The following is an 11,321-nucleotide window of genomic DNA, read 5'->3' as shown; positions in this document are numbered from 1 at the left end:
AGGACAAGGCCGTGACGAGCGAGGACAAGGGCGTCGGCGTTCCGGCGCAGAGGCCGGCCGGTGACGCCGCCTCCCGCGAGGTGCTGCTCAAGGTGACCGGGCTGCAGAAGCACTTCCCCATCAAGAAGGGGCTGCTTCAGCGCAACGCCGGTGCCGTGAAGGCCGTCGACGGGATCGACTTCGAGGTGCACTCCGGCGAGACGCTGGGGGTCGTCGGCGAGTCCGGCTGCGGGAAGTCGACGATGGGCCGGCTGATCACCCGGCTGCTCGAACCCACTGCGGGGAGCATCGAGTTCGAGGGCAAGGACATCACGCACCTCGGCGTGGGCGGCATGCGCCCGATGCGCCGGGACATGCAGATGATCTTCCAGGACCCGTACTCCTCGCTGAACCCGCGGCACACGATCGGCACGATCGTGGGCGCCCCCTTCAAGCTCCAGGGCGTCACGCCCGACGGCGGCGTCAAGAAGGAGGTGCAGCGGCTGCTGGAGGTCGTCGGCCTCAACCCCGAGCACTACAACCGCTACCCGCACGAGTTCTCCGGCGGCCAGCGCCAGCGCATCGGGATCGCCCGCGCCCTGGCGCTCAACCCCAAGCTGGTCGTGGCGGACGAGCCCGTCTCCGCGCTGGACGTCTCGATCCAGGCGCAGGTGGTGAACCTGCTCGACGACCTCCAGACCGAGCTGGGCCTCACCTATGTGATCATCGCCCATGACCTGTCGGTCGTCCGGCACGTCTCGGACCGGATCGCGGTGATGTACCTCGGCAAGATCGTGGAGCTGGCCGACCGCGAGTCGCTCTACGGGGCGCCGATGCACCCGTACACGAAGGCGCTGCTCTCGGCGGTCCCGATCCCGGACCCGAAGCGCCGTTCGGCCAAGAGCGAGAGGATCCTGCTCAAGGGCGACGTACCCTCGCCGATCTCGCCGCCCAGCGGCTGCCGTTTCCACACCCGGTGCTGGAAGGCGACGGAGGTCTGCCGGACGCATGAGCCGGCGCTGGTCGCGCTGAAGAGCGGACACCGGGTGGCCTGCCACCATCCGGAGAACGCTCCCGACCAGGTGCCCGGCGAGACGGTGACGGCGGCGGCGCGCGAGGCGATCGAGATCGTCGACGTGAGCAAGCCCGCGGCGGAGGAGCCCGGGGACGGCGGGACCCCGGCGGACGGCGGTGCCGCGCCCGATACGGCGGGGGACGGCCCCAAGGAGTAGTACCGGCACAATTGCCCGGTGCTCAACGAACTGTTCACGCCCTCCGTCCAGCATGCGCTCGACATCGTCGGAATCTTCGTCTTCGCGATCTCCGGCGCTCTGCTCGCCGTACGCAAGAACTTCGATGTCTTCGGCATCGCGGTGCTCGCCGAGGTGACCGCGCTGGGCGGGGGGCTGTTCCGTGACATCGTCATCGGGGCGGTCCCGCCCGCGGCGTTCACGGATCTCGGCTACTTCACCACCCCGCTCCTCGCCGCCGTCCTGGTGTTCTTCCTGCACCCGCACGTCGAGCGGATCCAGGTCGGCGTCAATGTCTTCGACGCGGCGGGCCTCGGGCTCTTCTGCGTCACCGGCACGGTCAAGGCGTACGACTACGGGCTGGGGCTCACGGCCTCCGCGGCCCTGGGGCTCGCCACCGCGGTCGGCGGCGGTGTGCTGCGCGACGTCCTGGCCAACGAGGTGCCCTCGCTGCTGCGCTGGGACCGCGATCTGTACGCGGTGCCCGCCATCGTCGGCGCCACGACCATCGTCCTGTGCATCCGCTTCGGGACGCTCAACGCCTTCACCAGCGGCGCCGCCGTGATCGCGGCCTTCGTGCTGCGGCTGCTGTCGATGCGCTACCACTGGCGTGCCCCGCGTGCCTACAACCGGCGGTCCGCGACGGCCGAGGAGGGCTCCGCGGCCACCTGACCGGCGCTGTGGTCCCGGCCGTGATCCCGGCCGTGATCCCGGCTGTGGTTCCGGCTGTGATCCCCGCCAAAAAAGCTACCGCTCAGTAATACTATCGGTGTACGGTGCGTCGCATGGCACAGGCAGCAGAGCAGACAGCAGCGCAGTCGGCGGAACGGGCGGCGCGGACCGCCCCGGCGACCGTCGGCGACAGCGAGTTCGACCGCGACACCGCCGTCACCCTTCGCGAAGAGGGTGTCTACGACGCCGAGCTCTCGGCGGGCTGGACGATCATCCACGCGGTCAACGGCGGCTATCTGCTGGCCATGCTCGGCCGCGCGCTCGGCCAGGCCCTGCCGCACCCGGACCCCTTCTCCGTCTCCGCGCACTACCTCACCGCGTCCGTCCCCGGGCCCGCGGTGATCCGGACCCAGACCGTCCGCACCGGCCGCACCCTCTCCACCGGCCAGGCGTCCCTCTTCCAGTTCGCGGAGGACGGCACCGAGGTCGAGCGCATCCGGGTCATCGCCACCTACGGCGACCTGGACGGCCTCTCCGACGAGGTCCGCACCTCCGCGAAGCCCCCGGCCATCCCGCCGCGCGAGCACTGCCTCGGACCGGGCGACGGCCCGGCCCCGATCCCCGGCAGCTCCGCCATCACCGAGCGGCTCGACATCAAGCTCGACCCGGCGACGGTCGGCTGGGCCATCGGGCAGCCGTCCGGCAAGGGCGAGATGCGCGGCTGGTTCGGCCTCGCGGACGGCCGCGACGCCGACCCGCTCTCGCTGCTGCTCACCGTGGACGCGCTGCCGCCCACCTCGTTCGAGCTGGGCCTCAAGGGCTGGACGCCCACCATCGAACTGACCACCCACATCCGCTGCCGCCCCGCCCCCGGCCCCCTGCGCGTCTCCATCACCACCCGCAACCTCGCGGGCGGATTCCTGGAGGAGGACGCGGACGTCTGGGACAGCGTGGACCGGCTGGTGGCCCAGTCCCGCCAGCTGGCACGCGCCCCCCGCTCCTGACGGCCGCGGCGGGCCGGTCTCCTGGACGCGCCCGCCGTACGCCGCTCCGGGGCGGCTGCCCGGGGCTCTCCCGCGCGGTCGCGGACCGGGCGCGCCCCGAGGGGTACCGGCCCGGCCCGCGCCGTCCAGCCGGTGCGGTTCGGGACCGGACGCGCCCCGAGGGGTACCGGCCCGGCCCGCGCCGTCCAGTCGGTGCGGTTCGGGACCGGACGCGCCTCAGGCGGTACCGGTGCCGCCCGCGCCGTCCAGCCAGTGCAGTCTGCCGAGGGTGACCAGCCTCAGCCGGCGGCGGGCCACCTCGGCCACCTCCTGCTCGCCCGCCGGTCCCGCGTCCAGCAGGGCCGACGCGGTGATCACCATGTGGTCGACATGGAGGCCGCCCAGCATCAGCAGATCCTCGTCGCTCCAGCCGCGGGACTGCGGCTCCTCGGCGAGCGCCGCCGCCACCTCCTCGGCGAACCGCCGCAGCTGGGCCGCTATGGCCTCGCGGACCGGGCCGACGCCGCCGTGCTGCTCGCGGGCGATGAAGCGGAAGTGGGCGGGCTGTTCGCCGACATGACGCATGAGCAGTTCGATGCTGCGCCCCAGCCGTTCCTCGGTGTCCTCGGTCTCCGCGAGCATCGCGCAGATCATCTCGTGCAGACTTCCGAGAGCCTCCTCGACGAGCGCCACGCCGAGCGCCGCGGTGTCGTCGAAGTGCCGGTAGAAAGCGGTGGGCGTGACGCCCGCGGCCCGGGTCACCTCGCGCAACCCGAGGCTGCTGAGGCTCTGGTGCTCCAGGAGGCCGAGCGCGGCGTCCAGCAACGCCTGACGCGTTCTCAGCTTCTGGGTCCGGCGGACGCCGACGGTGTGACTCATGCCATTCAGTAAACAACTGTTCTCTGGAGTGGGGAAGCATTGCGCGGGTCTAGACTGATGAGTCAGTGAACAGTCGTACTCTCAAATGCTCGTGACGAGCTCGCGGAAAGGCTGAACATGATCGTCCTCGTCGTCGCCCTGCTCCTGCTCGGGGTCGTGCTCGGAGCGGTGGTCCAGATCCCGCTGCCGCTGAGCCTCGCGCTCGCCGCCCTGATCGGCTGCTGGCTGCTGGTCTTCGCCGTACGGGAGCGGACCGGTGCACAGCGCCGTTCGCGCTGACCGCCGCCCCGCGCGTCCTCTCGACCGACCCATCGCCGAAGGAGCAGGCACCATGACCCTCACCGCATCGGTCCACCGCCCCGCAGCGGACGACGCGACGCCCGCCGCCGGAGCCCGCCCCGGCGACCGGGGGGACCGGACCCGGGGCGCCGACGATTCGGCCGTCGCCTCCTTCGTGCTCGGGCTCGTCGGCCTGCTGGTGATGAACGTCCTGCTCGGCCCGGCCGCGATCGTGCTGGCGGTCATCGCCCTCGCCCGTTCCACCTCCCGCCGCGGCCGCGCCCTGCTCGGGCTCGCGCTCGGCGTCGCCGACCTCGTGGTCCTCGCCTTCCTCGTCGCCGGAAACGGCGCCGCCGCCTGGAACTTCGGCGGCTGAACCGGGCGGAGCGGACCTGGGACAGGGCCTGGCCGCCGCGGTCCTGGGACACCCGGTGCCCGCCGTACGCCCCGCCCCGGGCTCGCGGGGACCGCGGTGTCCCCGGATCGCTCGACAGCACCGCCCGCATCCTGTTCGATCATGGCTGGCAGAGCGGGCGTCCGTCCGGGGTGGGCTGCGGCGAGGGAGAGGGCGCGTGCTGGAGATAGCGGGGATCGGGGCGGCGGAGGAGCGGGTCTACCGCCATCTGGTGGAGGTACGGGGGGCGGACGTGGACGAGATCGTCCAACGGCTCCGCATCCGGGAACGCGAGGCGGCGTCGCTTCTGTCCTCCCTGCACGACAAGGGCCTGGTCGGGCGGCTGCCGGGCGACGGCGGCATGCGGTACGTACCCGTCCCGCCGGACGTGGCGCTGCAGCCCCTGCTGTCGCGCGGCCAGGAAGCGCTGGAGTGGGCACGGCGTGGAGTGGAGCAGCTGGCCGAGGAGTACCGCGCGGGCGGCCGGCGCCACGACGCCGGGCAACTGGTCGAGGTGATCACCGGGGCCGGGGCCATCCGTCAGCAGCTGCGCCAACTCGCCTACGGGGCCCGCAGCGACCTGCGGTGGTTCTGCAAGGCCGATCCCGTGGCGCTGCGCGCCCAGGACAACGACGAGGAGTTCGAGCTGCTCGCCCAGGGCATCCGCTACGAGGCGATCTACGAACGGGACTGCCTGGAGCAGCCCGGCATGGTCGACAACGTTGCCCAGGGCATCCGCGCCGGTGAAGTGGCCCGTGCCACCAGCGCACTCCCCGTGCGCATGGTCATCGTCGACAGTTCGGTCGCCGTCTGCCCGCTGATGCCCGGCAGCACGTCCGGCGTCCGCGGCGAGCCGACCGCCGCGATCATCCGCAGCAGCACGCTCCTGGACGCCCTCGTCGCCCTGTTCGACATCCAGTGGGCGGCGGGGACCCCGCTGCACGTCACGGAGGCGGGCGAGCTGGCCGACTTCGCCGGCGGCATGGGACCGGGCGGCAGTCTCGCCGACGACGAACGCTATCTGCTCTCCCTGGTCGTCGCGGGCGTGGCGGACAAGGCGATCGCCACCCAGCTGGGTGTCAGCCAGCGCACGGTGCAGCGCCGGATCACCGCGCTGATGCAGCGGGCGGGCGCGACGACGCGTACACAGCTGGTGTGGCAGGCGGCGCGGCGCGACTGGCTGTCCTAGGCCCTGCCTTCACACTGCCGTCTGCCGTGCGACGCCCGGCACGCACGCTCGCCGCGTTGTCGGGATCACCCCGATACATCCAGTATCGGGGCGACCCTCCGCCTTGCGATCGCACGCACCCGACGCCGCACGGCCCGGCCTCCGGCCGGACGACCGCAGTGTGAAGACAGGTCCTAGTAGGGCTTTGTTACGTCTCTGGGCAAGGGGCCTTTCTGGTGGTTTCCTGATGGTATGAGGGTGGATGAACTCGCCGTGTGTCGGGGCCGGTTGGAGGAGTTTGCTCGGGAGGTGTTCACGCCTTTGGCGCGTGCTGACCAGCGAGTGAAGGGCGGCCTTTACCTGCGGGGTCTGCTGCTGGACGGGCGTCGGAAGTCGATGCAGCCGATGGCCGGGCGCCTGGGTGTGGACCATCAGCAGTTGCAGCAGTTCATGACGTCGTCGACCTGGCCGGTGGACACGGTTCGCATCAGGTTGGCCCGTCGGGCGGTGGCGGTGGTGCGGCCGCAGGTGTGGGTGGTGGACGACACCGGTTTCCCGAAAGACGGAACGTCCTCGCCCGGGGTGGCCAGGCAGTACTCCGGCACCCTGGGCAAGGTCGGGAACTGCCAGATAGGGGTCAGTGTCCATGCGGCGTCCGACACCGCGTCCTGCCCCCTGTCCTGGCGGCTGTTCCTGCCCGGCAGCTGGGACCAGCCGGAGGCTGCGGACCGGCGGGCCCGCTGCCGGATCCCCGAGGGCGAGCATCACCGGCCGAAGTGGCAGCTCGCGCTGGACATGCTCGACGAACTGGCCACGGTCGGCCTGCGGCCCGCAGTGCTGGTCGCGGACACCGGATACGGGGCGAACGCCGACTTCCGCCACGGCCTGGAAGACCGCGGTCTGGCCTACGCACTGCAGGTCAAGGGCGAGATGACCGCCCACACCGAGTCGGCCGTGCCGTATCAGCCGCCTTACGGCGGGCTCGGGCCGCGCCCGCTGCCCCGCTACCGCACACGCCCGGTCAGCCTGCGCGAACATGTCGTGGCCGCAGGACGCGGCAGCGCGGTCGCGGTTACCTGGCGCAAGGGATCGAAGGCTGCCATGTCCGCCCGCTTCGTCTTTCTGCGTGTCCGCCTCGCCGGCCGCCGCCCGAAACCTGCCCCAGACGGAGTCATCGGTCCTCGATGGCTGATCGCCCAGTGGCCCGAAGGAGAGAACGAGCCGGTCAAGTACTGGATCTCCAACCTGCCGGCCGACATCCCGACCCGGGACCTGGTCCGGCTCGCGAAGCTGCGGTGGCGCATCGAGCACGACTACCGCGAGCTGAAGACCACTCTCGGACTCGACCACTTCGAGGGCCGCTCGTTCACCGGCTGGCACCGCCACGTCACCCTCGTCACCGCCGCCCACCTCTTCCTGACCGAACAGAGGTCCTGCCCAAAAGTCCCTGCCAGGGTCTGACCCTCTACCAGGCCCTGGCCCTCCTCCAACACCTGTTAGCCACCTGGACCGGGACCTGCCCCACCTGCCGACAACCCACCCCATGGCAGACCTACAACACCACCTAACAAAGCCCTACTAGGTCCTGCCTTCGAACTGCCGTCTGCCGTGCGACGCCCGGCACGCGTGTCACCGACGTGCCGGGACAACACACCTGGTCCCTGTCTTCGCACCGCGGTCGTCCGGCCGCGGTAGGCGGTTCGGAGACGGGGCCTGGACCCACCGGCGATCCGGGGCGTCGCGGGACGCACGGAAGCCGCGACCGAGGCCGGTCGCGGCTTCCCCGTCCCGCGAACTACCTGAGCGCGTACGCCCGTTCGATCTCCTGCCTCACCTCATTGCCCGCGTCGTCCCAGGCACGGACCCGCAGCGCGACGTACCCGCTGGTGCGCGCGGCCGAGGGGTGGGTGACCCGGACACGGTAGGTGCCGTCGCCCCGGGCGGAAACCGTCGCCGCCCGCCAGTGCCCGCCGTCGTCGTACGAGACGGACACCTCCATGCCCTTCACGGAACGGCCTGTCAGACCGTCCTGGTGACGGGCGCTCACTCCGAAGGCGAAGGACCCCGAGTCGGGGGCGGAGCCCCGGAGGTCGGTGGCCACGTCGTAGTCGAGCTGGAGGAGCGGAAGCGGGGACCGCGCGCCCTCGGCCGGGCGCGGGGCCGTGAACGACCAGCGGGTGCTGGTGGCCCGCGAGAGGGTGCCCTCGGGGCTGGTGCGCTTCACGTCCAGGTCCAACTGGTAACGGCCGTCGTTCCCGCCCGCGGGGAAGGGGCCCCACGCCCGGGGGCCTTCGGCGAGGATCTCGCCGTCGTGACGGAGTACGGCCCGGGTCTCGTCGGGGTAGGGGGTGGCGGCGTCCTTGCGGGGCAGAGCGTAGCCGTAGTGACCGGAGGCGCTGTCGGCGAACTCGGGTATCCCTATGGTCAGCCGGTCGCCCTCGCGGTAGGCGAGCCCTTCGACGCCCCGGGGGATCGCCGGGCGCACCACGGGGGCGTACCAGCTCTCCGTGACGCGCTCACCGGGCCGGTAGGTGCGCAGGGAGCCGAACATTCCGGTCCCCGCGGCCTGGCCTCCCCAGGCGTTGCGGGGGTTGACCCAGTGCAGCCACCGGGTGTCGGCGGGACCGCTGAGGTACTCCGTCCGCGCCTGCCCGGTGCGGACGTACCGGGCCTGCTGGGAGAGGTACACGCCCTCCCACGGACGCCAGGACGGCCGGTTCTCCGTGACGTAGCGCGCCCCGCCGGTGTCCGGGTAGCGCGAGACCACGGTGGCCGTGTTCTTCGGCCCGACCTTGTGGACGACGTGCTCCGGGATGCGCTGTTCGGCGACCTGCACGACGTCGTAGAGGTAGGGGCTTTCCGGGGTCCCCTTCAGCTCCAGCACGGTGCCCGGGGCGCGCAGCCGCTGTGCGGCGGCGTGGGAGGCGTAGAGCCCGATCGCCGGCAGCCGTTGGCCCACCGGCTGCCAGGTCGCTGCCGCGTACCTGTCGCCGCCGGCGGTGGTGACGGCGGCCGCGGCCCCCTCCCGGGCGGCCGTGGCCACCGCCTCGTCGTACTCCACGCCCTCCAGTTCCACGAGCACCGCCGCTCCGCGGACGTCGACGCCCCGTGCGCGCAGCGCCGCGTAGTCCTCGGGGCGTCCGTGACCGGCGTCCACCACCCGCAGGCGTCGCGTGCCTTCCACGGCGGGGGAGTTGTGCAGCAGACGGACGGGGACACCGGATGCGCGGGCACCGGAGACCGCGCGTGCGCGGAGCATCGCTGCCGTCAGCTGCCAGCGGGAGGTGAACTCGAAGGATCCCTCGGTGAACTTCTCGGTGGGCGTGACATAGAGGAGCTGACCGCCGCTGTGTCCGTTGGTGAAGGAGCTGGCGAACTCCCGGTCGCCGGACTTCCAGTGGGTGGAGAAGACCATCGAGCCCCGCTGCTCGGCGGGCTCGGGGGTCCGGATCTCCACGGGGACCGCCTTGCGCGCGTCGAGCACCAGATCCATGGCGCCGCCCACCCGCAGCCGGGGGTCGACCACCAGGCTGCTGGAGACGTTCTCCTCGGAGGCCTGTGTGATGACGCCGTGCAGGTAGTAACTGCCCTCGGGGAGGGCCACCGTCAGGCTCTGCCCCGCCGGCACCGCCTGGACGACGTCGAAGCGGCCCGTGGGGCCCAGCAGGATCAGCGGCCAGATGGTCGCCGGCTGCCCGGCGCGATCGATGCCGCGCACGGTGACCTTGTGCGTGACCGGGTCCTTCGCCGCGGAGAGAACGGTGTGCGCGACGGTCTGCCCGTCGGCCGAGGTGGCGGTGAGGCGGCCGCCGTAGACACCCTCCGGCAGTGCGGACGGGTCAAGGGTCACGGTCACGTCCGCGGTGCCGTGGGCGGGCACGGTGACCTGCTCGGGGGCGTCCATGGCGGCCGCCGGGGCCGGGGAGCCGTAGAGCTTGTCGAAGGTGGTGTCCAGGGCGAGCGAGACGGACGCGTCACCGTCGTTGGTGTAGGTGACGTCCACCTTCTGCGGGCCCGCGTCCGGGGTCAGGGTGCCGAAGCCGGTGGTGCCGGTGGCGCGCACCCGCTGGCGCACCGAGCGGGCCACGTCCACCCGGCCGGTGCCCTGCTCGTAGACCGTCCGGTCGGGGGCGGTACGCGTCGTGCTCATCAACGCGTCCTTGAGTTGCGGGCCGCTCCAGTCGGGGTGCTGCCCGGCCAGGATCGCCGCGGCGCCCGCCACGTGCGGGGTCGCCATGGACGTACCCGAGGCGGCGGTGTAGGCCGCGTCCACCGGGTCGCCCATGGACGTGCCGGCCGCGCGGGCGGCGACGATGCCGACGCCGGGAGCGGTGAGGTCGGGCTTGGCGCCGTTGTCCCCGACGCGCGGGCCGCGGCTGGAGAAGGGGGCCAGCGTGTCGTCGCGGTCGACGGCGCCCACGGTCAGCGCGCTCGCCGCGGCGCCCGGGGAGCCCACCGAGTAGTCGGACCCCGTGTTGCCCGCCGCGACGACGAAGAGGGTGCCGGTCTCCTTGCTGAGGTCGTCGAGGACGAGGCTGAGTATGTCCGTGCCGTCGGTGGCGTCGCCGCCCAGGCTCATGCTGACGACGTCGGCGCCCGAGTGGGCGGCCCAGTCCATGCCGCCCATGATGGCGGAGTACGAGCCGGAGCCGCTGTCGTCGAGCACCTTGCCGATCAGCAGCCGTGCCCCCGGTGCCACGCCCTTGCGCGAGCCGCCCGAGGCGGCGCCGCTGCCCGCGATGGTGGAGGCGACGTGGGTGCCGTGGCCGTGGCCGTCGTTCGCGCTGGGGCCGTCGGTGAAGTTGCGTACCTCGCCGAGCTTCCCGGCCAGGTCGGGGTGGGTGGCGTCGACGCCGGTGTCCAGGACGGCGACGGTCGCGCCGCGTCCGTCGTAGCCCGCCTGCCACGCCTCGGGCGCACCGATCTGCGCGGTGCTGCGGTCGAGGGAGGCATGGACCTTCGCGTCCAGCCACAGCTTCTCGACGCCGCCCTCGAAGGCCGCGTTCTTGAAGGAAGGGCTCTTGGCGGCGTTCTTCGCGCCGCTCCCGGCGAGCGCGTCGTCGTCGATGGCCTTCCAGAAGCGCCCGGCCTGCTTCTTGTCCGCCTTCAGCGCCGAGCCGCGCAGGCTCTTGATGACCAGGCCCTTGCGCGAACCGGTCGGCGCCTGTTTGGACGTGGGGTTCGTACCGCCGGTGTAGCGGGCGATCAGCGGGATGGCGGAGGTGTGGGCGTCGTCGTACCCCTGCTCGACCAGGGAGGTGATGTTGAACAGCTGCCGGTCCAGTTTGCCGGAGGCGATGTACGGGAGCGCGGCGCGGGGCAGCACGTACAGCTGCTTGTCGATCTCCAGCTGGGTGAAGTCGGCCTGCGAGGTGCCCGGGGCCGGATCGACGGAGACGGCCTTCCGGCCGCCGGTGAAGGTCTCCAGCCGCACCCGGTCACCGGTCACGAGGGTGACGGAGCTGACCTGGGGACGCCCGGCGGAGTCCGCGCCGGGGGAGGCGGGTGCCGGGGCGGCGCTCGCGCCGGAGGAAGTGGGGGCCAGGGCGGCGATGAGGACTCCTGCCGCCAGTACGGCGGCGGAGCGATACCGTCTGTGCATCGGAACCTTTCCAGGAGGCAAGGAGAGGGACACGCGGTGCGGCTCAAGACTGGGGTCCCGCTGATCGCTCGCACCAGCCTTTTCCCTGCCGCGCTTGCGACATGTCGCCAAGACG

At 72.1% G+C, this 11,321-nt stretch carries 9 protein-coding genes; 7 read left to right on the top strand and 2 right to left on the bottom strand.

Translation table 11 applies throughout. The features are described 5' to 3' along the window. The first annotated feature begins 11 nt into the window (after window positions 1–11). The 3 genes from ACFVFH_RS26940 (at window position 12) to ACFVFH_RS26930 (ending at window position 2,905) form a co-directional block, all read left to right on the top strand. Window positions 12–1,211 carry an ABC transporter ATP-binding protein gene (locus ACFVFH_RS26940; protein ID WP_383773215.1) on the top strand — a complete coding sequence of 400 codons (1,200 nt, stop codon included), beginning with the start codon at window positions 12–14 and terminating at the stop codon, window positions 1,209–1,211. Between the two features lie 18 nt (window positions 1,212–1,229). Beyond that, complete coding sequence (locus tag ACFVFH_RS26935) at window positions 1,230–1,901, top strand: trimeric intracellular cation channel family protein (protein ID WP_383773155.1); 672 nt, start codon at window positions 1,230–1,232, stop codon at window positions 1,899–1,901. 113 nt (window positions 1,902–2,014) lie between these two features. Next, window positions 2,015–2,905 (top strand): thioesterase family protein, encoded by an 891-nt coding sequence (locus ACFVFH_RS26930; protein ID WP_383773153.1) that lies wholly within the window; start codon window positions 2,015–2,017, stop codon window positions 2,903–2,905. A gap of 216 nt (window positions 2,906–3,121) precedes the next feature. Here ACFVFH_RS26930 and ACFVFH_RS26925 read toward each other — a convergent pair whose 3' ends face one another. Further along, entirely contained in the window at window positions 3,122–3,763 is a 642-nt protein-coding gene (locus ACFVFH_RS26925; RefSeq protein ID WP_383773151.1) for a TetR family transcriptional regulator, read from the bottom strand. Window positions 3,764–3,880: 117 nt separating this feature from the next. On the opposite strand from ACFVFH_RS26925, the gene ACFVFH_RS26920 reads away from it, so the two are divergent. From ACFVFH_RS26920 to ACFVFH_RS26905, 4 genes are all read left to right on the top strand, one after another. Further along, window positions 3,881–4,042, top strand: coding sequence for a hypothetical protein (locus ACFVFH_RS26920; protein WP_383773149.1), 162 nt, complete (start codon window positions 3,881–3,883; stop codon window positions 4,040–4,042). A 52-nt stretch (window positions 4,043–4,094) separates the two neighbouring features. Continuing rightward, window positions 4,095–4,418, top strand: coding sequence for a DUF4190 domain-containing protein (locus ACFVFH_RS26915; RefSeq protein WP_383773147.1), 324 nt, complete (start codon window positions 4,095–4,097; stop codon window positions 4,416–4,418). A 196-nt stretch (window positions 4,419–4,614) separates the two neighbouring features. Next, the gene (locus ACFVFH_RS26910) at window positions 4,615–5,625 is read left to right on the top strand and encodes a helix-turn-helix domain-containing protein (protein WP_383773145.1); all 1,011 of its coding nucleotides are present in this window, start codon (window positions 4,615–4,617) and stop codon (window positions 5,623–5,625) included. 231 nt (window positions 5,626–5,856) lie between these two features. Beyond that, entirely contained in the window at window positions 5,857–7,065 is a 1,209-nt protein-coding gene (locus tag ACFVFH_RS26905; RefSeq protein ID WP_383773143.1) for an IS701 family transposase, read from the top strand. Window positions 7,066–7,399: 334 nt separating this feature from the next. On the opposite strand, the gene ACFVFH_RS26900 is transcribed toward ACFVFH_RS26905, so the two are convergent. After that, on the bottom strand, window positions 7,400–11,206 hold the full coding sequence (locus ACFVFH_RS26900; RefSeq protein ID WP_383773141.1) for a S8 family serine peptidase: 3,807 nt from the start codon (window positions 11,204–11,206) through the stop codon (window positions 7,400–7,402). Window positions 11,207–11,321: the final 115 nt, after the last annotated feature.

This window comes from Streptomyces sp. NPDC057697 (genome assembly GCF_042799335.1).
Taxonomy (GTDB): Bacteria; Actinomycetota; Actinomycetes; order Streptomycetales; family Streptomycetaceae; genus Streptomyces.
Note: the sequence above shows the minus strand (reverse complement) of the source record. Positions and strands in the feature narration are given on the sequence as shown.

Excerpts from the sequence above, each read along its gene's own strand:
- ACFVFH_RS26915 (WP_383773147.1), top strand. The coding sequence starts at position 4,095 with ATGACCCTCACCGCATCGGTCCACCGCCCCGCAGCGGACGACGCGACG.
- ACFVFH_RS26930 (WP_383773153.1), top strand. The coding sequence starts at position 2,015 with ATGGCACAGGCAGCAGAGCAGACAGCAGCGCAGTCGGCGGAACGGGCG.
- ACFVFH_RS26900 (WP_383773141.1), bottom strand. The coding sequence starts at position 11,206 with ATGCACAGACGGTATCGCTCCGCCGCCGTACTGGCGGCAGGAGTCCTC.
- ACFVFH_RS26925 (WP_383773151.1), bottom strand. The coding sequence starts at position 3,763 with ATGAGTCACACCGTCGGCGTCCGCCGGACCCAGAAGCTGAGAACGCGT.
- ACFVFH_RS26920 (WP_383773149.1), top strand. The coding sequence starts at position 3,881 with ATGATCGTCCTCGTCGTCGCCCTGCTCCTGCTCGGGGTCGTGCTCGGA.
- ACFVFH_RS26905 (WP_383773143.1), top strand. The coding sequence starts at position 5,857 with ATGAGGGTGGATGAACTCGCCGTGTGTCGGGGCCGGTTGGAGGAGTTT.